This window comes from Rhodanobacter sp. Root561, from assembly GCF_001427365.1.
Taxonomy (GTDB): domain Bacteria; phylum Pseudomonadota; class Gammaproteobacteria; order Xanthomonadales; family Rhodanobacteraceae; genus Rhodanobacter.
In genome coordinates this window covers 39,433-62,504 of record NZ_LMGH01000013.1, presented here as the reverse complement: position 1 = coordinate 62,504, position 23,072 = coordinate 39,433, and the positions used below count along the sequence as shown (strand labels likewise).

Annotated in this window: 21 protein-coding genes; 8 read left to right on the top strand and 13 right to left on the bottom strand. The window is 65.8% G+C overall.

Features of this window, described 5'->3' with window-relative positions; all coding sequences use genetic code 11:
* Positions 1-166: 166 nt before the first annotated feature.
* Positions 167-3,586 carry a GH92 family glycosyl hydrolase gene (locus tag ASD55_RS12535; protein WP_082542774.1) on the bottom strand — a complete coding sequence of 1,140 codons (3,420 nt, stop codon included), beginning with the start codon at positions 3,584-3,586 and terminating at the stop codon, positions 167-169.
* Positions 3,587-4,338: 752 nt separating this feature from the next.
* Between ASD55_RS12535 and ASD55_RS12530 the strand changes: the two genes are divergently transcribed.
* Positions 4,339-6,732: a GH92 family glycosyl hydrolase gene (locus ASD55_RS12530; RefSeq protein ID WP_056766581.1), complete on the top strand. Its 2,394-nt coding sequence runs from the start codon at positions 4,339-4,341 to the stop codon at positions 6,730-6,732.
* Between the two features lie 22 nt (positions 6,733-6,754).
* Here ASD55_RS12530 and ASD55_RS12525 read toward each other — a convergent pair whose 3' ends face one another.
* Entirely contained in the window at positions 6,755-7,000 is a 246-nt protein-coding gene (locus ASD55_RS12525) for a hypothetical protein (protein ID WP_056718137.1), read from the bottom strand.
* 378 nt (positions 7,001-7,378) lie between these two features.
* Here ASD55_RS12525 and ASD55_RS12520 point away from each other — a divergent pair, with 378 nt between their 5' ends.
* Positions 7,379-8,182 (top strand): META and DUF4377 domain-containing protein, encoded by an 804-nt coding sequence (locus tag ASD55_RS12520; RefSeq protein ID WP_056766579.1) that lies wholly within the window; start codon positions 7,379-7,381, stop codon positions 8,180-8,182.
* A 23-nt stretch (positions 8,183-8,205) separates the two neighbouring features.
* On the opposite strand, the gene ASD55_RS12515 is transcribed toward ASD55_RS12520, so the two are convergent.
* From ASD55_RS12515 to ASD55_RS12500, 4 genes are all read right to left on the bottom strand, one after another.
* Positions 8,206-8,586 carry a hypothetical protein gene (locus ASD55_RS12515; protein WP_056766577.1) on the bottom strand — a complete coding sequence of 127 codons (381 nt, stop codon included), beginning with the start codon at positions 8,584-8,586 and terminating at the stop codon, positions 8,206-8,208.
* Between the two features lie 86 nt (positions 8,587-8,672).
* The gene (locus tag ASD55_RS12510; RefSeq protein ID WP_235577803.1) at positions 8,673-9,086 is read right to left on the bottom strand and encodes a YbaN family protein; all 414 of its coding nucleotides are present in this window, start codon (positions 9,084-9,086) and stop codon (positions 8,673-8,675) included.
* An 81-nt stretch (positions 9,087-9,167) separates the two neighbouring features.
* On the bottom strand, positions 9,168-11,360 hold the full coding sequence (locus tag ASD55_RS12505; protein ID WP_157598992.1) for a M3 family metallopeptidase: 2,193 nt from the start codon (positions 11,358-11,360) through the stop codon (positions 9,168-9,170).
* A gap of 142 nt (positions 11,361-11,502) precedes the next feature.
* Positions 11,503-11,697, bottom strand: a complete 195-nt coding sequence (locus tag ASD55_RS12500) for a hypothetical protein (RefSeq protein ID WP_056718141.1) — start codon at positions 11,695-11,697, stop codon at positions 11,503-11,505.
* A 249-nt stretch (positions 11,698-11,946) separates the two neighbouring features.
* Between ASD55_RS12500 and ASD55_RS12495 the strand changes: the two genes are divergently transcribed.
* Complete coding sequence (locus ASD55_RS12495) at positions 11,947-12,351, top strand: DUF4087 domain-containing protein (RefSeq protein WP_056766573.1); 405 nt, start codon at positions 11,947-11,949, stop codon at positions 12,349-12,351.
* 39 nt (positions 12,352-12,390) lie between these two features.
* On the opposite strand, the gene ASD55_RS12490 is transcribed toward ASD55_RS12495, so the two are convergent.
* The 4 genes from ASD55_RS12490 to ASD55_RS12475 all read right to left on the bottom strand — a co-directional run bounded on the left by ASD55_RS12490 (position 12,391) and on the right by ASD55_RS12475 (position 15,326).
* On the bottom strand, positions 12,391-13,314 hold the full coding sequence (locus tag ASD55_RS12490) for a M14 family metallocarboxypeptidase (protein WP_056766572.1): 924 nt from the start codon (positions 13,312-13,314) through the stop codon (positions 12,391-12,393).
* Between the two features lie 212 nt (positions 13,315-13,526).
* On the bottom strand, positions 13,527-13,988 hold the full coding sequence (locus tag ASD55_RS12485; RefSeq protein ID WP_157598990.1) for a hypothetical protein: 462 nt from the start codon (positions 13,986-13,988) through the stop codon (positions 13,527-13,529).
* A gap of 147 nt (positions 13,989-14,135) precedes the next feature.
* Positions 14,136-14,573 (bottom strand): DUF2846 domain-containing protein, encoded by a 438-nt coding sequence (locus ASD55_RS12480; protein ID WP_056766568.1) that lies wholly within the window; start codon positions 14,571-14,573, stop codon positions 14,136-14,138.
* A gap of 237 nt (positions 14,574-14,810) precedes the next feature.
* Positions 14,811-15,326, bottom strand: a complete 516-nt coding sequence (locus ASD55_RS12475) for a DUF3016 domain-containing protein (RefSeq protein WP_056766566.1) — start codon at positions 15,324-15,326, stop codon at positions 14,811-14,813.
* Positions 15,327-15,503: 177 nt separating this feature from the next.
* Here ASD55_RS12475 and ASD55_RS12470 point away from each other — a divergent pair, with 177 nt between their 5' ends.
* Positions 15,504-15,944: a hypothetical protein gene (locus ASD55_RS12470; RefSeq protein WP_056766564.1), complete on the top strand. Its 441-nt coding sequence runs from the start codon at positions 15,504-15,506 to the stop codon at positions 15,942-15,944.
* A gap of 51 nt (positions 15,945-15,995) precedes the next feature.
* Here the strand turns inward: ASD55_RS12470 and ASD55_RS12465 are convergent, their stop codons facing one another.
* Positions 15,996-17,759, bottom strand: a complete 1,764-nt coding sequence (locus tag ASD55_RS12465) for a diguanylate cyclase (protein ID WP_056718145.1) — start codon at positions 17,757-17,759, stop codon at positions 15,996-15,998.
* 251 nt (positions 17,760-18,010) lie between these two features.
* Here ASD55_RS12465 and ASD55_RS12460 point away from each other — a divergent pair, with 251 nt between their 5' ends.
* The gene (locus ASD55_RS12460) at positions 18,011-18,451 is read left to right on the top strand and encodes a CHRD domain-containing protein (protein ID WP_056718146.1); all 441 of its coding nucleotides are present in this window, start codon (positions 18,011-18,013) and stop codon (positions 18,449-18,451) included.
* Positions 18,452-18,503: 52 nt separating this feature from the next.
* Here the strand turns inward: ASD55_RS12460 and ASD55_RS12455 are convergent, their stop codons facing one another.
* Positions 18,504-19,523, bottom strand: coding sequence for a hypothetical protein (locus ASD55_RS12455; protein ID WP_056766562.1), 1,020 nt, complete (start codon positions 19,521-19,523; stop codon positions 18,504-18,506).
* Between the two features lie 171 nt (positions 19,524-19,694).
* Here ASD55_RS12455 and ASD55_RS12450 point away from each other — a divergent pair, with 171 nt between their 5' ends.
* The 3 genes from ASD55_RS12450 to ASD55_RS12440 all read left to right on the top strand — a co-directional run bounded on the left by ASD55_RS12450 (position 19,695) and on the right by ASD55_RS12440 (position 22,027).
* Positions 19,695-21,089, top strand: a complete 1,395-nt coding sequence (locus ASD55_RS12450; protein ID WP_056766560.1) for an Hsp70 family protein — start codon at positions 19,695-19,697, stop codon at positions 21,087-21,089.
* Between the two features lie 112 nt (positions 21,090-21,201).
* Positions 21,202-21,693: an SRPBCC family protein gene (locus ASD55_RS12445; RefSeq protein WP_056766558.1), complete on the top strand. Its 492-nt coding sequence runs from the start codon at positions 21,202-21,204 to the stop codon at positions 21,691-21,693.
* A complete protein-coding gene (locus tag ASD55_RS12440) occupies positions 21,683-22,027 on the top strand; it encodes a helix-turn-helix domain-containing protein (RefSeq protein ID WP_235577802.1) in 345 nt (114 codons plus the stop codon). Before ASD55_RS12445 ends, ASD55_RS12440 begins: the two co-directional genes overlap by 11 nt.
* Positions 22,028-22,036: 9 nt before the next feature.
* Here ASD55_RS12440 and ASD55_RS12435 read toward each other — a convergent pair whose 3' ends face one another.
* On the bottom strand, positions 22,037-23,026 hold the full coding sequence (locus tag ASD55_RS12435; RefSeq protein WP_056766553.1) for a mechanosensitive ion channel family protein: 990 nt from the start codon (positions 23,024-23,026) through the stop codon (positions 22,037-22,039).
* Between the last annotated feature and the right edge of the window lie 46 nt (positions 23,027-23,072).

Here is a 23,072-nt window from a genome sequence, read left to right as displayed (position 1 = left end):
GAACATGGCCAACAAGCCGCTCACCGGCACTGCCGCCACGCCTGTTCACGACGCCCCCCTGCGCCCAGCTTTTTCCGGGCACAAAGCTCCCCGCCGCACGACCGGAAATCGTGCGTTTTTTCTTGCTTGTCTGGCCCCACCGCTACCGCCGGCGCGCCGCTTCAGTTCAGCGACGCGCCGCCACTTTCCCTACCGGTTCCACCGCCTGCCCAAGCCACTGGATCTCCGACAACGCGACCGGTCCTGCATCATTCCCGTTGTCGATGCGCAAGCGGTAATAGATGTAGTCGCCCGGCTCGGTGACCCCAAACGCGCGCAGCTGTTGCGGCCAGCGAAAAGCCTCCCCGTGACGGCGATCCAGCACGTGCCAGCGACTGCCATCGCTGGAACCCTGCAGCTCCCAATCGCCAGGACCATGGCCGGTTGCCGCACTGGTCAGCGTATACATCAGCACGCGCCGGGCGCCATCGGTGAAATGGACGTCTATCGTCGGATGACTTCCGTCAAGGACCGAGCTCGTGGCGGCATCACCGTCGGTCAACGGCTTTGCCGCAGGCTGGTCACCGTCAAGAACAGCCACGTCATGACCCGGCCGGAAAAGATTGCGCCACGGTGCCGGTCGGCCGCCCGCTTGCGTCAGCGATGGCAAGCTTGCCGCCGCATCGGTGCCCCAGCGCGACGGCTTGGGCCCCATGCGGAATACCAGCTCGGCGCCCTCGGCGAGGTCGGCGTGGTCAAGGTAGTTCTTGCGGTACGGCCGGCCGTTGAGGGTGACGCTTTGTATGTAGCGGTTGCGATCGCTGACGCCGGGCGCACGGATCTCGATGCGCTTGCCGTTTTCGAGATGGATGGTCATCCGCGGAAAGTACGGTGCACCGATCGCGTAGGTCGGCGTGCCCATGCGCAGCGGATAGAAACCCGCGGCGCTGAACAACCACCACGCCGACATCTCGCCATTGTCCTCGTCGCCGGGGTAGCCCTGGCCAATCTCGCTGCCCACGTACAGCCGGGACAGCACATCGCGCACCTTGTCCTGGGTCTTCCACGGCTGCCCGGCCAGGTCGTACATGTAGATGATGTGATGCGATGGCTGGTTGCTGTGCCCGTACTGGCCCATGCGCACATCGCGCGCTTCCAGCATCTCGTGGATCACGCCGCCGTAGCTGCCGGTGTGAAACACGCCGGGTGTGGCAAAGAACTGATCGAGTTTGGCAGCAAGGTGGTCGCGACCACCATAGAGCGACGCCAGACCGACCCCATCCTGCGGCACATGGAAAGCCATGTTCCAGGCGTTCGTCTCGGTGTAGTCGCCACCCCAGCGCAACGGATCAAAAGGCGTCGAGGCAGCGGTCCATTGCCCCGCGGCATCGCGACCGACGAAGAAGCCGACCCGCGGGTCAAACACGTTGACGTAATCCAGCGCACGCTGCTGAAAGTAGCGGGTGTCGTCCGCGTAATGCGATTGATACGGATCGTCGCCGCTCGCCTTGGCCAGCGCACCGGCCAGATTGCCGATCGCGAAATCGTTGATGTAGCCATCCATTGACCACGACAATCCTTCGTCCACGGCATTGTCGGTATAGCCGAGATACGGCGAGCGCTGCATGCCCTTGCGCCCGGCACCGGCGATCGGGCTGACCACGGTGGCGTCCTTCAGCGCCGATTGGTAGAACGACTTCACGTCGAAATTGCGCACGCCTTTCAGCCACGCATCGGCGAATGCCACGTCGGCGCTGGTGCCCACCATCAAGTCGGCATAACCCGGCGATGACCAGCGCGCGATCCAGCCGCCATCCCGATACTGCTGCACGAACCCATCGATCATGTCGCCGGCCATGCCCGGCGTCAGCAAGGTGTAGGCCGGCCACGCGGTGCGATAGGTGTCCCACAAGCCGTTGTTGACGTAGACCTTGCCTTCGAGCACGCGCGCGCCGGTCTGGCTGGGCGTGCTGACGGCCAGCGGCGGCGAGAACGGACTGGCGTAGCGATAGTCCGGATGCTCGCGGCTGCCGGTGTTTTCGAACGCCGCATTCGGAAACAGGAACAGGCGGTAGAGGTTCGAATACAGCGTGACTTTCTCGTCACGGCTGGCTCCGTCCACTTCGATGATGCCCAACCGGGCATCCCATGCCTGTCGCGCACGCTCACGCACATCCTCGAAGCTGTCCTGCGGGGCGATCTCCAGTTCAAGGTTGTGCCGCGCCTGTTCCACGCCGATCAGCGAAGTGGCGATACGCATCGTCACCTGCGGTTGCCGCGCATCCACATCGAAGGCGAACCAGGCTGCCACGTGGTCGCGTGCCGTGCCCTTGTAGCCGCCGCTGGCGCGAACCGGCCGGTCGAAGCTGGCGTAGAAGTACAACCGCGTAGCGCCGGTGGAAAGTCGGCTTTTCACATCGGACCAGCCGCTGATCGATCCTCCGGCGGGGTCCAGGGTGATGCCGCCGCGGTCGTCGCGATTGTCGAAGACCAGCTGGGCTTTCGGCCCGGTGAAGCCGAAACGCATCATCGCCGCGTGATTGGTCGGCGTGATTTCCGCCCGCATGCCGTTGTCGAAACGCACCTGGTACAGATCGGCGCGGGCGACCTCATTGGCGTGCTCGAAGGACAGCGCGCGCGTGGCCCGACCCAGTGACGGCACGCCATTCGCCGCCTGTGCCGGCATCACCTGAAAAGTCTGCCGGTCGCCCATCCACGGACTGGGCTCATGCGACAGCGCAAATGCCTCGATGCGTGGACGGTTATCGGCGCCGTTGCGTTCCTGGTACTGGTAGATCCAGTCGGAGCCGGCCTGGGTAGTCGGCGTCCAGAAGTTGAAGCCGTGGGGCAATGCCACCGCAGGAAAGGTGTTGCCGCGCGAAAAACGGCCGTTGCTGTTGCTGCCGCGCAAGGTGTTGACGAAATCGCTGGGGCGCTCCGCTTGCTGCGGTGTTGGCTCAGCGGCGATACGGATATCGTCCAGGTAACCCTCGAACTGCGCGCGGTCAGAGGCGTCGTCGTGTGTCACCAGCACTTGACGGATACGCCGACCAGCCGCCACGTTGCCCAGCGCCGTGGAGACAAGATTCCACTGGTCGGGGTACAGCACGCGGCCCTGCCCTTGCGCCTGCGCGGTCATGCCGATGCGATGCTGATCCACCGCGCCAAGTTGCGACAAGCGACTGCCGTCGTCGAACAGCAGATCAATGGCCACGTAGTTGGCCGGGTTACGCAGATCACCATCGACGGATTGGGGAAAGATCACATACGACAACACGGAATCGGCACGCACCGGAATATCCACGTCGAACAGCGCCACGGATCCGTTGGCCACGGACCCGGCGGTGTAATGCAGCGCGTGCAATCCATCGAAACCCACATCCGCTCGCGCGGCAAGTGCGTGGCTGGTCGACGGCCCGCCCGCCACATCGAGACGGAGTGCCGCGTTGGTGGTCGCCCCGGAAACCAGCGATGGCGGTTCGGTCGGCTCAAACGAGCGCAACCAGCCCTCGACGGCGCCATCTTTTGCGATAGCCGCGCTGGCACTCGGCAAGCATGCCGTGGCGAACAACAAGCGCAGTCCCAGACCCGGCAGCAGCCTGGTCATGCGACGAACTTTCGAACCTGTGAATACGTTGCCGTGCACGAACGCCCTCCCCGAAAGCTTCACCGTCCCGCGCCAGACGTGGCGGTCGAATCAGTGAATTTGTAACGATCCAAATTCCGTGCGAAAAATTCCCGCCGGCCGCCCCGTGCCCGGACAAACAAGTCCGCGGTGGATCTCCCCGCAAGGCCATCGCAGGCGCTTCCCATCACTTTCCCATCGTCCGGAAACGACGCGATGCGGAGCAGCAAGGCGCATTGCCACCACCAAACGGCGTGACGGCTGTCGCGGAGTAACTGCCTTCGGGATTTGCAGCGAACACGACAGCCACCTGGCCCGCGACAGGCTCCGCCACCAGGGCAAACCTTGGCAAAAAGAACCTGGAGGGGAGTCGGTGGTCATCGCCAGCCTTTTATTTAGATCGATCCAAGCGGCCACGCTAGCACCTTCCCCATCAGGACGCATGCTGCACCGCGACGTGAGGAACGGCGCCGATAAGTTACATTTGGATCGTTCCAAATCCACGAACTTCACCTCCAAGATAGCGTTCCTGACCCCTTGTGCGCACGGACGACGCCGGCATCCGGAATTTCTGAAGGAACGGCACAAACGCCGAGCCCTCATCTTCACCGACATGCGGCGACGGGTTTTGCTTGAGGCCTGAGCAGCGTCAGTGATCACCGCTTGATGGATCACATCCGATGGATCACACCCGGGCATCTTCTTCCGCAGGTGCGCCGACATGGGAGCAAGACATGGCAACTTCGATCCGCGTCATCGCACTCTGTGCGCTGCTTGCCGTTCCGCTGGTCAGCACCGCCGCCGACCCACGACAGCAAATCCTGTCACCGGCTGCAGCCGTCAATCCGCTGATCGGCAGCAGTCATGGCGGCAACACCTTTCCCGGTGCCGTGCTGCCGTTTGGCATGTTGCAATGGAGCCCGGAGAACACGCGGGGCAAGCACAATCGCACCGCGGCGCCGGGCGGCTATCTTTATGAGGCGGCACGTATCCGCGGTTTCAGCCTGACCCATCTTTCCGGTACCGGCTGTGCCGGTGCCAGCGGCGACGTGCCGTTCATGCCCGTCACCACGCCGATCACCAGTTCACCTTCCTCCGATGACGATGACAGCCGCTATGCGAGCGACTTCCGTCACGCCGACGAGCAGGCCAAAGCCGGCTACTACCAGGTAAAGCTGGCCAACGGCACGGACGTCGAACTTGCCGCAGCAATGCGCAGCGGCGTCGCACGGTTCGGCTTTCCTGCCGGAAAGAAGGCGAACCTGCTGATCCGGACTTCCGACTCCGAAGTCGGCAGCAGCGCGGCCACGGTGCAGGTGGATCGCATGCGGCGCACGGTCAGCGGCTCGGTCACCAGCGGCAATTTCTGCGGCTACCTTTCCGAAGCCAATCAACGCAGCTACTACACGCTCTACTTCGTCGCCGAGTTCGACCAGCCGTTCACGCAAACAGGCAGCTGGCACGACGACCAGTTGCAACCGGGAAGCACCGAAGCCAGTGGCGGCACCAGTTACGCCGCCAAGGGTTTCCCCCCGTTGGGCAAAGGCTCCGGCGCATGGGTCGGTTTCAAGCCGGGCAGCAAGGTGCAGGCACGGGTGGGCATCTCCTACGTCAGCCTGGAAAACGCCAAAGCCAACCTCGATGCCGAGATCCACCCGGGCACCACGCTGGCGCAAGTGCGACAGCGTGCGACCGCCAGCTGGGACAAGGCACTTGGCGGAATCACCCTCGGCGGTGGCAGCAGCGATCAGCGCACCACGTTCTACACCGCGCTTTACCACGTGATGATGCATCCAAACGCTTACAGCGACGTCAACGGCGAGTATCGCGGCTTCGATCAGCGCACGCATCGCGTCAGCAGTGGCCAGCAGGCGCAATACGCCAACTTCTCCGGCTGGGACATTTACCGCTCGCACCTACAGCTGGTGACCTGGCTGCAACCGCGCGTCGGCAGCGACATTGCGCAGTCGTTGTACAACCAGGCCGGACAGAACCATGGCGAATGGGATCGCTGGACCCACAACTCCGGCGGCACCCACGTCATGAGCGGCGATCCTTCCGTGCCGGCACTGGCCGACATCGCGGCGTTCGGCGGCCAGCATTTCGACCTGCGCGGCGCCTACCATTCGCTGCGCACCGCAGCGACCATCGTTACCGCCAATGACCTCAGCGATGCGGGTTGCAACGTCGAGTGCGTGGGCCAGCGGCCGTCGCTCGACCAATGGCTGAAGTTGCATTACATCGCCAGCCAGTCGCATGCCTGGGGCGGTGCCGGTGAAACGCTGGAATCGGCCACCGCCGACTTTGCCTTGTCCGAGCTGGCTCGCCGCGTCGGCGACCACGCGGGCCAGCAGCAATTCCTGACCCGCGCTGGCTACTGGCGCAATCTGTTCAATCCCGCCGCCACGCCGCAGGGCGGATATATCCAGAACCGCAACAACGACGGCAGCTGGCCCGCCTTCAAACCGGATACCGACGAGGGCTTCGTCGAAGGCAGCGCTGCGGTCTATCTGTGGATGGTGCCGTTCGACGTCCATGGCCTGTTCGACGCGCTGGGCGGCCGCGAAAAAGCCACCGCGCGGCTGAATGCCTTCTTCCACGACACGGACGGCCACTGGGCGCTGACCGGCGCGGGCCCGCTGCATGCTGAACTGGACAACGAACCGTCGGTGGGCACGCCATGGCTTTACGACTACGCCGGCCAGCCCTGGAAAACCCAGAAAGCCGTGCGCATCGTGCTCGACACGATCTGGAAAAACGCACCGGACGGCATACCCGGCAACGACGATCTCGGCCAGATGTCGTCGTGGTATGTATGGGCGGCACTCGGCCTGTATCCGGAAATCCCCGGACGCGCCGAACTGTTGCTGGGCAGCCCGCTATTTCCGCATGCGGTGGTGCATGGTTCCGGCGGTGATGTAGTGATCGACGCGCCTGGCGCCGACCCCGAACGTCTTTACGTGCACGCGCTAAGCGTAGACGGCAAACCGCACACGAAGCCCTGGCTGCCGACCTCGTTGGTCGAACATGGCGGCCACCTGCAATTCACGCTGCAGTCGGAGCCCGATCGGTCCTGGGGCGGCGCAGCGGCCGACGCCCCGCCGTCGTTCCCGCCGCCGCGCAGCTAGGCGATCGACGGATGCGTCCGCCTCAGGAGCAACTGCCACAGCAGGTGCTACCGCCGCTGACGTGAATCTGTTGCGGTTCGGACACGCGGCTGGCGGCAAAACCCGCCTCCTGCAATGCGGTGATGACCTGGCCGGACGTCAGTTGCGCCGACACGTCGATCTGTCCCGTGGCGACATCCCCGGTGACTTTCGCGTTGGCGTCATGGGTCCGCAGGATGGCGGCGATGGCGCCGGCGTCGTCAACGAGATTCTTCACTTCGAACAGCATCGGTACAGCCTCCAGGACAAGGGCGGGAGATCCACCATGAACCATGATGCCGACCCTTCCGGTCAGCCGCCCTGATCTCGGTCAGGGCGATCCGAAACCGTGAGACAACCCCCGGCTAGCTTGCACGGGCTGTCGCGAGTCCTTCGTCGCCGGCGCCCGATGCACTTGGCAGTGGTCGGTTCAAACTTTTGCCGCGCCCCGCCCCCCCGTCTGGCGCGGCTCTTTTTTGATCGCGGGTCCCGGCGAATCGGGTCCACGCCAGCCCGCTGCGATGCGCCGGCTCCCCCGTCACCGTGCTGCGCGCACTGATTCGGGGTTCACACGAGCTGCAGCATGATGCCGGTGAGGCATACGCCAGCCCAATCGTGGAGGCATCCCATGAAAATCCTGCTCTGGTCATCGCTGTTGCCCCTGATGCTCGCCGCCTGCAGTCCGTCCCATGCACCGGACCCGGCGGCAGCGGCGCCCGTGGCCACGACGGCACCGGCCCTGGGCGGCCATCACTGGCAGTTGCACGATGCCGTCGATGGCAACAACCAGCGCCTGGACGGGCTGTTCGACGGTTCCGGCAAACCCCTGCAACTGGACTTCACCGACGATCACATCAGCGTCAGCCATGCCTGCAATGGCATCGGCGGCAGCTACAAGATCGTCGATGGCCACCTGCTCACCGGGCCGCTGATGCAGACCATGATGGCCTGCGCCGATCCCGTCCTCATGCAGCGCGAGAAGACCATCAAGCACGTGCTGGGGGCGAAGCCCGCGCTGATCACATCCAGCGCCGACGGCCAGTCCCTGCTCAGCCTGGCCGCCGCCGACGGGACCACGCTGACCTTCGCCGGCCAGCCCACCGCCGAACAGCGCTACGGGGGTCCCGGCACGATCGAGTTCCTGGAGGTCGCGGCCGAACCGGTCAGCTGCCAGCATCCGCTGCCGCCGGCGAACAACTGCCTCCAGGTTCGCCAGCTGCATTACGACGACCAGGGTTTGCGGGTGGGCGATGCCGGCCCATGGCAACCGCTGGCGCAGCCGATCGAAGGCTACGAACACCAGCCCGGGGTGCGCAACGTGCTGCGGGTCAAGCGCTACGCATGGCCAAACCCGCCGGCCGGCGCAGCGTCGAGCGCCTATGTGCTGGACATGGTGGTGGAAAGCGGAACGGCGACCCCTGACGCGAAATAGCCGCCGTCACGCCCGCCTTCGCTTCACCGCCGGGCGCCAAGCAGCCCGACGTGGTAGCCGGCCGCACGCAGCCTGGCGGTGGCCTTCGCGTTCAGCACCAGCAGCACGATCAGGCTCACCAGCGGCACGAACATCAGCATCAGCAGGATCACCCGGCTGGCCATCGAGAAACCCATGCCGGTGCACAGCTTGAACGTGCCCACCAGCGCGGCGCAGACCACCAGCACCAGCAGCAACGCGGCGAACAGGCCAAGCACTCCCTGCAAGGCGACGGCGGCGAAGTAGCCGAGGATCGCGTAGATGATCAGCTTTTGCGCGCTGGCCACCTGTTCGATGCCGCTGTCCGGGACAAAGGTGTCGGCAACATCGGCCTGCGGCGCCTGATACGGATTCTGCGTGGTCATTCGGTTCCCCTGATTGTTGGACCGCAGTATGCCCGGAGCCGGGTTCGCGGCGCAGCCGTCGTGCGTGTCCGGGACAACGCAGCCGCTCAGCGTGGTCCGCCCCGCGACTCGGGCAGCCGGGCGATGACCAGCAGCAACACGACCATCAGGCTGGCCAGCATCCACGGCAGCCAGGCATGTGCGCGCAGCCACCCGATTGAGGCGAGCATCGACAGCGTGACCACCATCAGCGCCGTCACCTTGGTGCGGCGCGACACGCTGCGTTCGCGTTCCCAGCGTTCGATCGCCGGTCCCAGCCGCGGCTGCGACAGCAGCCAGCGATGCCAGCGTGGCGAGGCGCGAGCCCAGCACGCGGCGGTCAGCAGCAGGAACGGCACGGTCGGCAACAGCGGCAGGAAGATGCCGATCACGCCCAGCAGCAGCGACAGCGCGCCCACGCCGAACAGCAACCCGCGCATGAGGCGATGGCGACTGGGCGACGGCGTGGGGGATTCGATCATCGAGGTGAAGGATGCGGCGGAGCCGGAAGGAAACGGCCGCCCGGCGTGACCCGGGCGGCCGCTGCAGTCGACAGGTGCAGATCAGTCGACCGACGCATCCAGACCGCGACGCTTCAGCAGCGGCTCGATCTGCGGTTCGTGGCCGGCGAAATCACGGAACAGCTGCAGCGCGTCCTTGCTGCCGCCGCGCGACAACAGGGTCGAGCGGAAACGGTCGCCGTTGGCGCGGGTCAGGCCGCCGTTGGCCTTGATCCACTCCACCGTGTTCGCGTCCAGCACCTCGGACCAGATGTAGGCGTAGTAACCCGCCGCGTAGCCGCCCATGATGTGGCTGAAGTACGGCGTGCGGTAGCGCGGCGGCACCGCCGCGTAATCGGTGCCGTTGGCCTTCAGCGCAGCGGCTTCGAACGCCATCACGCCGTTCGCCTCGGGGATCTTGTCCGCGCCGACCTGGTGCCAGCTCTGGTCGAGCATGGCCGAACCCAGGTACTCGGTGGTGGCGAAGCCCTGGTTGAACTTCGAGGTGGCCAGCACCTTGTCCAGCAGTTCCTTGGGCATCGGCGCACCGGTCTGGTAATGCCTGGCGTAATTGGCCAGCACACCGGGCCAGTCGGACCACATCTCGTTCACCTGCGAGGGGAATTCGACGAAGTCGCGCGGCACGCTGGTGCCGCTGAAGTACGGGTACTGCACGTTCGAGAACATGCCGTGCAGCGCATGGCCGAACTCGTGGAACATCGTGGTCACCTCGTCCCAGGTCAGCAGGGTCGGGCCGCTGGCCGGCTTGGTGATGTTGAGGTGGTTGGCCACCACCGGCAGGTTGCCGGTGAGACCGGACTGCTGCACGTAGGAGTTCATCCAAGCGCCACCGCGCTTGGACGGACGCGCGTACATGTCGGCCAGGAAGATCGCCAGCTGCTTGCCGTCGGCGTCGAACACGTCGTAGACCAGCACGTCTGGCTGGTACACCGGCAGGTCGGTGCGCTGCTTGAAGCTGAGTCCGTAGAGCTGGCCGGCGGCGTAGAACACGCCGTTCTCCAGCACGTTCTTCATCTCCAGGTACGGCTTCAGCTGGCTCTCGTCGAAGTCGTATTTTTCGGCGCGTACCTTCTCGGTGTAGTACGCCCAGTCCCAGGCCGCCAGCTGGAAGCTCGGCTCGCCCCTGGCCTTCTGCTCCTTGTCGATCATCGCCTGCAGCGCCGCGCCCTCGCGCTTCGCATTGGCCACCGCCGGCGGCGCCAGCTTGGTCAGCATCGCATTGACCGCTTCGGGCGTCTGCGCCGTCTCGTCGGCCAGCACGTAGGCGGCGTAGGTGGGATAGCCCAGCATCTGCGCCTTTTCCGCCCGCAGCTTCAGCACCTGCGACACGATCGCGGTGTTGTCATACGCATTGCCGCGGCTGCCACGGGCCACCGACGCCTCGAAGATGCGCTGCCGCAACGCGCGGTTCTGCAGCTGCGCCAGCGGCGGCTGGCCGGTGGTGTTGAGCAGGGCGATCACGTACTTGCCGTCCAACCCCTTCGCCTTGGCGGCGGCCGCGGCGGCGCCGATCTGCTCGTCGGTGAGGCCGGCCAGTTCCTCCTTCGTATCGACCGTCACCACCGAATCGTTCACCTCGGCCAGCACGTTCTGGCTGAACTTGGTGCCCAGCTTGGCCAGCTCGCCATTGATCTGCTTCAGGTGCGCCTTGTCGGCATCGGACAGCTTGGCGCCCGCGCGCACGAAGTCGGTGTGGTAACGCTCGACCAGGCGCGCGCCCTCGGCGTCCAGGCCCAGCTGGTCGCGCGTGTCGTACAGCTTCTGGATGCGCGCGAACAACGCCGGGTTCAGCGAGACCGCATCGCGATGCGCCGCCAGCTTCGGCGCGTAGTCGGCCTGGATCGCCTTGCGCGCGTCATTGGTATCGGCGCCGACCAGGCTGAAGAACACGGTCGAGGTGCGGTCCAGGATCTGTCCGGACTTTTCCAGCGCGACGATGGTGTTGTCGAACGAGGGCGCCGCGGCGTTGCCGGCGATCGCGTCGATCTCCTTGAGGTGCTCGGCCATGCCGCGGTCGAACGCCGGGCCGAAGTCGGCATCCCTGATCTTGTCGAACTGCGGATAGTGCAGCGGCAGCGGGCTTTCGCTGAAGAACGGGTTGCCGGCGTCAGTCGCCACCGTGTCGGTGTGCGCCTGAGTGCTGGCGGTTTCGCCCTTGCCGCTGCCGGCGTCGCTGCAGCCGGCCATGGAGCCTGACAGGGCAATGGCCAGGGCCAGCGCGATGGGATGCTTCATGGATGGTGTCCCGTTGATGGTGGACACCCGATCCTAATCGAAGGCCGCTGCCATCACCCATGACTAAAGTTATGGACACGGGGCAAGCCGCGTGCCGGCAGCGGCGTGGATCCTGATGGAAGCAGCCACCACACCATTCGCCTCAGGCATCGGGACAAGTTGTCGCACTCGTCGCCTTGGCGCAGCTCGGCGTCGTGGCCGACTGGATCGCGGAATGCTGCGCGCCGGCCAGTGTCACCGTGCGGGGCGAGGCGGTCAGCATCGCGCCCATCACCAGGGTGCACAGGGCGAAGCAGGCGACGAACAGGCTGGCGAGGATCATCGATTCGAATTTCATGGGACGGCTCCGATCATCAGGCGAGAGTGCCTTGTGATGTATCCAGAGCAATCGCCGTGCCAACCCGAAAATTTCGCACAAGCCATTGTTTTAAATGGCACTTGAGGATCGGTCGCCGATCAGCGGGGTTGTCCGCGGACATCGTCCACCCCGATTCCGGACAGCCACGCCTCGCGAAATGACTGGCCCATCGCAGATCGCCCGCAGGCGCCACGCTATCCTGCCGCCAATCTGGCACCGGGAGTCGGCATGCGCGTGTCATCGACAGGACTGCTCCGCGTGATGCTGGCCATTGCGCTGTGCGGATGGATGCTGACGCCGGCGCTGGCCACGGACCAGGCGGGCGTGCGGCGCTGCGGCTGGTTCGAGAATCCCACTCCGGGCAATGCCACGCTGACCGATCGCGATGGCGAATGGGAAATCGCCAGCCAGGGCGGCCACCAGGCCGACGGCGACTGGCCCCGGTTCAGTGATGCGCAATGGGTCGAGACCAACGGTCACCATGGCTACGGCTGCGCGTGCATGACCGTGATCGACGATGCCCAGGCGCACACCGTGTCGTCGATCAGCAAGGCCACGGCCAGGCCACTGGCCGTCTGCCGGAGCGACCGCCACCTGCACGAACCCGTGCACGAGCTGGATGACGAAAACTGAGGCGCGAGCAGGCGCCAATCATCGATCGGCGCAACGCTTTCAGCGCGGGTGCGCCAGGGCGAAATCGATCGCGGCGCAAACCGCCGCCGCCTGGGCGGCGTTGCATTGTTCAGGCGTTGCCCGCGGGCTGTCCGGATAGACCTCGGTGGTGGTCTTGTAGGTCGCCTCGGTGATGCCTGCGCACAGCCCCAGCTCGCGCAGCGCGTACTGGATGACGCCTTCGGCGACCACCGGTGAACCGATGATCTCGCCGTGTTCGTCGGCCGGCGCGATATGCGTGACCTTCGCCACCGCCTCGATGATCGAGCGCTGGAAGGCGGGCTGCGGATGCGCCGTATCGTCGACCAGGTAGAACCCGTCGGGGATTTCGCCCGGCTCGTGCGGCAAGCCGTCGCGCGCGGCCAGCGCGGGGCGGAATTCGGACTCGTCGCTGTCGGTGGTTTCGTGCAGGTCGATATGCATCAGCACGCGATCGCGCAGCGGCGCCACCATGCGCATCAGCGCCGCCGATTCGGGCGCCGGGCTGTCCTCGCGGAACGAACGGTTCGGGTCCAGCGCATCGGGATTCCAGCGGTGGATGCGCTCGTACGCCCACGGGCTCACGCAAGGCGCCACCACCAGGTTGGCCCGCCCGGCGTAATCCGCCGCGTGGCGGTCGAGGAAAAGCAGCGCGCCATGCACGCCGCTGGTTTCGTAACCGTGCACGCCGCCGGTCACCAGCATGGTGGGCAGCGCATCGTTCCAGTCGCGACTGCGCACGACGAACAGCGGATAGCTGGCCGGCGGATACTCCAGCCGGCCGTACTCCGCCACGTCGAAACGCAGGCGCAGCCTGTCGATGACGCTGACGACTTCGGCCTGATAGCCGCGCTTCACCGCCTGGCTCTCGCGCCACTGCGCGACCTCGGCAGCGCCCCAGCGCACGCCGGGGGTGCCGATCGGATGGGAGGTCGGATGGTTCATCGCGCTGCTTGCTCCGCTGGCTGTCGAGATCCCCGGCACTTTATCACCAGCCCGGAATCACCCTGGTGGACTCCCGCAGAAAGCGAGGCGTTCCCGACACCGTTCCAGTGACCCAGGCAAACACGGCGATCGCCGCGCCACCGGGATCGTCGACTCGCCAGCAAGAACCAGGTGGTTCTCGCGGCCAGCAGATCCCGAGGCAACGAATTCGATCACGCGCGTGGCAATCTCGCGCTCTCGCCTGTTTTGAAATAGGTGCGCACCCGGGCTCCGAGGAGCATCTTGAAGGCGTATATGCCGAACAACACGCACATCGCCAGACGACCGATGGCCGCACCTGCTGCTTCCGCACCGGGCCTGATGGCGAACAGGGGATGCGGGTCGGGATGGATGCCGGCGTAGAACACGGCCAGCGCGATCAGTACGGCAAATACGGAGCAGACCAGACGCCCCCACCGCGGGCGCGCAAATGCCGCGTAGGTGACGGCGAGCAGGAACAGGATCCTGGCCACCTGAATGACGACGACGGCCAACACACGCACGCCACTCACGCCGCTGTCCGTTCCCAACCACAGCGGAACCTGCACGATGATTCTCAGAAAGCCAAACGCGGCGACCAGGGCAAACAGTGCCGAAACCACGATGGTCACCCAGATCAAAAACGGTCTCGTCACGACACTCATCCTCAACGATAGCCATGGAGCACGCAACGGATCGGGTGAGCGAAGCAGGCTCGCCTTCCACCTCGATGGAAAGCGAGCCTGGACCGCTTCGCACGATGTTTCCGCGTCGCGGAAACCGTCACGTAGTGATGCGGATACTCACTGGATAAGCTTGGATTCGCGTACGCCAGCCTGTCCCTTGGCCGCGTCGACGACGTGCAGTGCCGAGCCGGCTGCCCACATGCCCATCTTCACTTCCTGCCAGACGTAATAGATCTGACCGGCCAGCATGTCGATGCTGACCGACGAGTCCTTCTCGGTCTTCGAAGTGATGGTGTGCGTACCCGGCGGCAATTGCTTCTCGATGTAAGTCTTGGCGGCAGTATCGCCGACCGACACGTTGTCAATGAGCACCGGCATTTTGACCGCTGCGCCGAAATTCTCGTTGCGGTAAACGTAGACCGTCGCCTTGTCGGTGGATGGCGCAAATAGTTTCGCCTGTGTATCCGCCCCCTGACCGGCCATGGGTACGCTTGCGCAACCGGACACGACCAACACGCCCGTCAGCACGAATGCCGACAACAGCTTCTTGAACATGATTTTTCCCCTGTTTTGATGAACTCCGCCCTCAGGCCATCACAGGTTGTCATCCGATGCAATTGCTTGCCATCGACGTCACAACGTGGATCCGGCCCGGACAGCTCGTGTCGCCACGTGATCCGACGACGCAAAAATATTCGCATGCCAAACGCACGATGGCGATCCCCCACAGAGCGAAAGTTATTGCGAAATGACGCCGGGCGATCGAACGAAACAGGTGCCCGCAACAGCAAATCAGAGCCCCGCCGCACCCTTGCGCAGCCAGCGGTCGATCAGCGCCTTCTCGTAGCGCAAGCTGTCCTGGTCGACGGCGCTCGCGCGGGCCATGAAGGCCAGGTCACGCAGGCTGCGACTGCCGCTGCGCAGCACCTTGCCGTCGGCGCCGTACAGGGTGAAGTCCAGATCGATGCGCGGCGGGTAGATGTCCTTGACGATGCGCACGTTGTTGAAGTCCGGCCCCCGCCAGGGCTCGTACTCTCCCGCCAGATCGACGTCGGTCACCTCGACGTCCAGCCGCTGGCCGGACGCCAGGATGCGGGCCGCACGCTGCGCGATGTAAGCCTTGAGCGGCTTCAGGTACGCATCGGCATCGTTCGCATTCACCCCGAAGCTGCGCTTCGCCTCGGTGAAGTGCGCGGGGTTGCGGTAATGCACGCTGACGTTGTCCGGTGGCTGCGCCGCCTGCGCGGCCATCGCGGACAGGGCAAGCAGGACAAGGCACGACAGGCGCGACAACGGGAAGGAAGCCATGGCGATTCTCCGGAATCGGCCGCCAGCGCGGCCGGCAGTCGCCTTGCAGTATAGATCCGGGTCATCGGGCAGGTAGACCGCCGCCGGCGCTGTTCCTTCGGCATGGAGTTCCCCCGATCCGGGCGGCTAGACTGCACGGGCGTGCCGACTCAACGGAACGCATCCACAGGGGAATCCATGAACGCGATAGCAAGGACTGCGGGCACACTGTGCCTGACGGCGGCGCTGGCTGCCTGCACCACCATGACCACCATCAGCTCGAACCACGAGCAGACGCGACTTTCGCTGAAGCACACCGTGCCGGAGGTGCCCTCGACGCTGAAGCTCAAGGACACCAGTTTCGGCAACTATGAATTCAAGGCCGTCGCGCCGGGCAGCGATCCGTTCTACGGCATCCTGCCGCTGCGCTTCCATGGTGGCCGCCTGGCCATGGACATCCTGTTCTTCGCCCCGGCGACGATGTTCAACCTGCGCGGTGCTTTCCCGTTCTACGACATCGATATCGACAAGGGCGTCATCCGCTACAAGATGAACGCCACCGATCCGTGGACCGAGTACACGCCCACCGCCGCCGAGCGTGAACGCGCCCGTCAGTTCTACGACGCCACGGCGGGCTAGTTCGCGTTGCGGGGCGGATGCGCTGCCGAAGACCGATCAGGTGCACTCCGGCTAGTTCCGCCCCGCCTTCCCCCGCGCCTCGCGCTTGCGGTACAGCTGGTGGTCGGCCTCGGCCATGCCCTGATCCAGCGTGACCTCGTGGCCGAAGGTGGACCAGCCCAGGGTGAACGCGATCGGCGCGTCGGCGCGATCGTGCTCGATGCGCGACACCACGCCTTCGACCGCACCATCGGCGGCATCGCCCAGCAGCACCATGAACTCGTCGCCGCCCAGCCTGATCACGGCATCGCCGGGCCGGACGTGGCGTGACAGGAAATGCGCCATCGCCACCAGCACCTCGTCGCCGCGCTGATGGCCGTAGGTGTCGTTGACCTGCTTGAAGTGATCCAGATCGATGACGACGCAACCCCAGCGGCCCTGCGCGCTTCGTCTGCCGACATCGTCGAGGAAGCGCCGGTTGTAGCAGCCGGTCAGCGGGTCGCGCACCGACATCTCGTGCAGGTTCAACGCCTGTTGATACTGTTCGGTGATGTCCTGGGCGTGGCCCAGCACGTAGGGATCCTCGTCCTCATCGTCCAGCATGTTCTGGTACTGCCAGATGCGCAGCGTGCCGTCCTTCGCCACCAGTTCCAACACGCCTTCGTCGCGATCGTTGCGGAACAGGCGCAGCAGGTAGGCACGGAATGCCGCATGGCGCTCCGGCCGCATGAAGTCGGTCAACGGGCGACCCAGCAGTTCGCCGATCGAGTAGCCCAGCGAACGCGCGGCAGCGGGATTCACCGACAACAGCACGCCTTCGTAGTCATGCGTGCAGATCAACCCCAGGCTGTACTCGAACAGTTTGCGGAAACGGCGATCACTGGCTTCCAGCGCGGTGACCACGCGCCGGCGAATGCTCACGTCCTGGATGGCACCGACCAGACGCACCGGCTTGCCGTCGTCGTCAAACACGATGCTGCCGATCGTGCGCACCCAGATCTTGCGGCCGGTCGCGGTCACCAGCGGCAGTTCCAGGTCCCAGCCCGTGCGATCGGCGGTGCCCTTGGTCATCGCCGCGAAAATCACCTCGCGCGCCTTCGGCGGGTAGAACGCCAGCGCCTCCTGCACGGTGGGTCGATAGCCGGCCGGCACTTCGTGGATGCGGCAGGTCTCGTCGGTCCACTGCACTTCATCGGTGCCCAGATCGACCTGCCATCCACCCACTCCGGCAAGACGACCGGTGCGATCGAGGAAGGCCTCGCTGGCGCGCAGTTTCTGGGCAAGCCGGGCAGCCTCGTCGCTGCCCGGCGGGGCAGACCCGGTCACGGCGGGATGGCGCTCCAGCGCCAGCATGCGCAGCTCCAGCGCCTCGCTCGCGACCAGCGCCAGTGACAGCAAGGCCTGGCGCTGCGTTTCATCGAGCGAGCGCGGTTCGCGACCGAACACGCACAACGCGCCCACCCGCAGGCCGTCGCCGAGCTGCAGTGGCGCACCGGCAAGGAAGCGCACGTGCGGGCTGCCGGTGACCAGCGGATTGTCGGCAAAGCGCGGATCGGCCCGCGCATCGACCACTTCCATCAGCCCCTCGGCCAGCATCGCGTATTCGCTGAAGTCGCTGGCGCGCGGCGTCTTGTCCAGTCCGGCAAGCCCCACGCGGGACTTGAACCACGGCCGCTCCCCGTCTACCAGGGCAAGCAACGCCATCGGCGCCCCGGTGACCAGGGCCGCGCTGCGGGTCAGTGCGTCGAACAGCGGTTCGGTCCCGGAATCCAGCACGGACAGTGCGTGCAGGCGGGCCAGTCGTTGCGCTTCCTCGGCAGGAACCGGAGCGGGCATGCCATCTCTCTCAAAAGGCCTGGCGCGAGTATCGACCGGAGCAGAGCAAGGTTCCGTGATTCGTTCGCCTGTACAGCGTGGCTTGCGCACGACCGACCCGGCCCGGCCCGGTCGCACATCCGTTGTCGCCACGTACACACGCCGCGGACCACAGTGGGCGGCGCTTCGACCGCCATGGAAGACATCGCCTCAAGCCGCCCGGCGGTCCTGCCGGGCACAGTCCGTACCAACGACTACCGGAGGAACCGATCATGCATCAGACACTGCGCAAGATCCTGCCATTGGCCGCCGCCGCACTGCTGGCGTTCTCCACCGCCGCCGCCGCGAAGGACGTCTCGCTCAGCGGCGATTTCGCCGGCGAGAACGGTGCCACCAACCAGCCCAGCGGGCACGTCAGTGCCACCCTGGACACGGTGACCCACCAGCTCAGGTACACGATCGACTATCAGGGTCTGAGTGGACCGGTCACCATCGCGCATTTCCACGGTCCGGCCGGTCCGGACGTGGCCGCGGGCGTGATGAAGCTGATTCCCGGCCCGTACCAGAGCGGCATGAGCAACAGCGTGACCATCGATGCCGCGACCCAGTCCGCCCTGCTCAACGGACTGACCTACGTGAACCTGCACACCAAGGCACACCCGAAAGGCGAGGCGCGCGCGCAGATGACGGTCAGTCCGTCGCCGGGGATGTAGGCATCAGGACCCGTGATTGCCGGGGCGAGACCCGGCAATCAGCTGGCCTGGCCTAGCGCGCCCACAGGCGCATGATCCACGGCCACGCCATCAGCAACACGATCAGCGGCAGGAACAGCGCCAGCATCCAGCGCTGCTTCTTCGCCTGGCGCCTGTGCTCGGCGGCGATCAGGGCCATGTCGGCACTCATCTGCGCCATCGCCTGTTCCATCTGCTCCGGATGGGCCAGCGTGGCCTCCATCGCACCCGGCTCGTCCAGGCGTGCGGCAAGGGCACCGGCCCGCTTCATCGCCTCGTTGTAGGCGTCCGACTGCAACGGGCTCCATTCGTAGTCGTTGCCCGTCGACTGCTTCCACAACTGCCGGGCCAGTGCGTACACCGCCGCCGGCGGGTCCTTTTTCGACGGCAGGCTCACGTTGACCACGCCCCTGGCCAGGGCTCCGAGATGGAACACCGCGAGCAGACGGTCGCTCCAGTGGATGCGCGGCGCCACGCGCGCGAACCGCTGCACGCGAAACATCAGGAAGAAGCTTTCACTGCCATTGCGCTGCGTCACCGTGCGCAGGCAGATGCCGGACACTTCGCGCCAGGGAATGCGCCCGGTCAGCGGGGTGGCAAAGCCGACGCCGTCCAGCTCCAGCGCCGGCTGTCCCACGCCCGCCAGGGCACGCAGCAGGAACAGCAGGCCCGTGGGCACCAGCAGCACGCCGAGCATCAGCGGGATCACGTCGTGCCTGACGTCGGCCGACGCCATGATCACGACCGCCACGCCGAGCAGGGTCAGCGACAAGCCGGCGAGGACGTAGCGAAGTCCGCCATGCACCTGCAGCGTCTGCGACGAACCGGCCGGCCTGCGCGCGAACTCGTCGATGCGCTGCTGGATCGCGGCGCGCTTGCGCTGCTCCGCGCGCCGCTCGCGTCCACGGTCACTGAAATACGCCAGGGCGATCAGCGCAAGGCCGAACACCAGCAGCAACAGCGCCAACGTCGGCTGGCTGCGCCACCAGACCAGGCCACTGCCCGCGGCGATCACGCCGAAAATCACCAGGAAAAGATTGACCAGCTGCAACATCGCGTGACCCGCACCGCTCCGTGGCGAGACGGCCATTGTGGGGAGGCGCAGCACCGCCCGGCAAGCGGGAAGGCGGGAAGCCGTGACCCCGTCCACGCAACGTGCGCTGTTTGGGTTGTCGAGCGCCCGGCCTCATACTGCGCGGTTGCCATCAGACATCCCGTGACTTTCATGCTTATCGGTATCGACTTCGGCACCAGCTACTCGGCGGCTGGCGCCATCATCGACGACGAGCTGCAGCTGGTGCGCTTCGGCGACAGCGAGCAGTTCCGCACCGCGGTGTATTTCCCCGAGCTCGTGCCCGACCCGGCGGACTTCCAGCTGACCGCCGAACTGCAGGCACAACTGGAAGTGGAGCTGCGCCTGGCGCGCACCCGCCAGCGCGAGATGGCATCAGCGGCCGCCGCACGCGGACAGACGCCGGTGACGCGCAGCGAAGGCGACCTGCAGCGCGAGGCCTTGCGCGTGGTGCGTCGGCAGTGGATGGAGCAGCAGACCCGCGAGGCCACCGCCTCGGTCGCCAGCTTCCAGCACGCGCTGTTCGGCGAAGAGGCAGTGGAAGGCTACCTGGACAGCGGCGGCGGCAACCTGATCGAGTCGCCCAAGTCGATGTTCGGCTATCGACTGGACCCGCAGGTGCGCAAGGTGATCGTGCACATCGCCACGCACATCCTCGAACACATCAGGCTATGCGCCAGCCGCCAGTTCGGCGTGCCGGTGCGCGGCGCGGTGATCGGGCGTCCGGTGGAGTTCCGCAGTTCGATGGGTGCGCAGGGGTCGCAGCAGGCGATCGAGATCCTGCGCGAAGCGGCCGGCGTGGCCGGCTTCGACGAGGTGAGCTTCCTGGAAGAGCCGGCCGCGGCAGCCATGCACTATCACCGGAGCCTCGACGCACGACAGCACGCGCTGATCGTCGACATCGGCGGCGGCACCACCGACGTGGCGCATGCCGAACTCGGCGGCGGCGCGGCGCCGCGCATCGCGCGCAGCTGGGGCCTGCCCAAGGGCGGCACCGACCTCGACGTGAGCCTCAGCCTGCACAGCTTCATGCCGCTGCTGGGCAAGGACAGCGTGCGCATCCCGCAGCACCAGTTCGTCGAGGCGGCCAGCGTGCACAACCTGCCCAAGCAGCGCGAGTTCCGCCGGCAGGACTATCGCCTGGTGGACGAGCCTTACGGCGCGCGCCTGCGCGCCCTGCAGGAGCTCGGCGCCACCACGCGCCTCAACCAGCTGGCCGAACGCACCAAGATCGTCCTGAGCAGGACACCCGGCCATCGTGTCGAGCTGGACTTCGTCGAACCCGGTCTTGCCGTCGATGCCGGCAGGGAGGATTTCGACGCAGCCATCGAACCCTTCCTGGGCCAGCTCGAACGCACGCTGGAACGCGTGCGTGGCGACCTGACCGAACTGCCCGCCAGCGTCTTCCTCACCGGCGGCACCTCGCGCTCGCCGCAGATCAGCACCCGCGTGCAGGCCTGCTTCCCGGAGATTCCGCTGGTACATGGCGACCCGTCGCTGGGCGTGGTATCCGGCCTGGCCGTGGCGGCAAGCGAGCTCGGCGGATAACGCGCCAATCCGGAAGTGCCCAGGACAAGCCAACATGCAACTTTCAGGTTGCATGTACGAAAGCACCGGATCATCATGCAACATCCGGATTGCATGACATCGAGGAAGTTCCATGAACACATCGACCGATCGCATCGAGCAACAGATCCTGCTGCACGCACCGCTGGAACGCGTGTGGCACGCGCTGGTCGACCCGGGCGCGCTCGGCGCCTGGTTCGGCATGGCCTTCGACGGGCCGTTCGTGGCGGGCCAGCCGGTGACCGGCAGGATCGCGCCGACCCAGGTCGACCCCGAGGTGGCCAAGCTGCAGGAACCCTACGCCGGCACGCCATTCAGGCTCCTGATCGAGCGCATCGAGCCGATGCGGGCGTTCGCCTGGCGCTGGCATCCCTACGCCGTTGACCACGACACCGACTACGAGCAGGAGCCGACCACGCTGGTCACCTTCGAGCTTGAAGTCGTCGAGCACGGCACCTTGCTGCGACTCACCGAGTCGGGTTTCGACCGCTTGCCGCCGGCACGTCGCGCCGACGCGCTGCGCGCGAACGAGGGTGGCTGGACCATGCAGATGAGCAACATCGCCCGCTATGTCGATGCGCACTGACCGCGCCCGCCGAGCCGCGGCGCTGGCCAGGAGCGCGCCGATCTTCGCCGCGCTGGGCGATGCCACGCGGCTGCGCCTGGTTGCGACGCTGTGCGCCGGCAGCGCGATGTCGATCGCCCAGCTCACCGTCGGCACCACCATCACCCGCCAGGCCGTCACCAGGCACCTGACCGTGCTGGCCGAGGCCGGCCTGGTCCACGACCTGTGGCGCGGTCGCGAGCGCCTGTGGGCGTTCGAACCGTCGCGGCTGGACGAGGCGCGCAAGGCGCTGGATGCGATCAACGCCGAATGGGCCGGCGCGCTGTCGCGGCTGCAGCGCTTCGTGGAGCACTGAAGACTCGGCTCAGCGGTTGTCGCCCCTGGGAAAGCGCACGCGGTCCGGCTGGGTATTGAGTTGCTGCAACATCACCAGCAGCAGGCGCGACTTGACGCTGCCGGCGTGTTTCGGATCGACCACGTAGCGCACCCGGGCGTCGATCCAGGTATTGGCATTGACCCTGAACAGCACCGTGGGCCGCTCCTTCACCTCCACCTCGTCTACCGGCGTCCTGGCCAGGATGTCGCGATACGTGCGCACGCGCCGGATCATCGCCTCGCCCAGTTCCCTTTCGGCCGCCTGCTGCATCACCTCGCTGACAAAGGCGAGGTCGCTGTCGTAGGCGATCTGAAACGATATCTCGTCCCAGATGTAGGGAAACATTTCCCACGAAAAGTTGTAGACGGCGCTGGTCAGCACGTTGGCATTGGGGAACTTGACCAGCCGTCCGCTGGGGTGGCTGCTGGACACGTACGGCCCACCCACCTCCCACAGCGTGGTGTCCAGATAGGTCACCTCGATCACGTCGCCGGTGGCTTCGCCGATGCTGATGCGATCGCCCACCCGATACGGCCGGCGCGCCAGGATGTAGATCCAGCCGATGAAGCTGGTGATCGGCGTCTGCAGTGCAAAACCCAGCACCAGCGATATCAGCCCCAGTGACGCCACCGCCGCGTACCAATTCGCGAACAGCATCGACACGACGATCAGCGCGATCAGCACGAACACCACCAGTCCCGCGATCCGCTGCAGGTTGTAGCGGGTCACCGCATTCTCGATCCGGTCGATCGCCCTGGCGCGGATCAGTCGCGCCACCGCCAGGATCAGCACGATCGCCATCAAGCCGACCACGATCCGGCGCAGCGGAGGAAGATAGCGCGGCGCCAGTGGCACCAGGTCGAGCCGAAGCACGTAGTAGATCGCCGCCAGCACCAGCAGGAGGATCGCGTACGCGCCCAGCCACAGCGCATGGCCGCGACTTGCGGCCGCGTATTTCGTACTGGCGTCGTTGCCCATGCGTACCTTCCGATCTCCGCCACACGCTGCCACTGCATGCGTATGC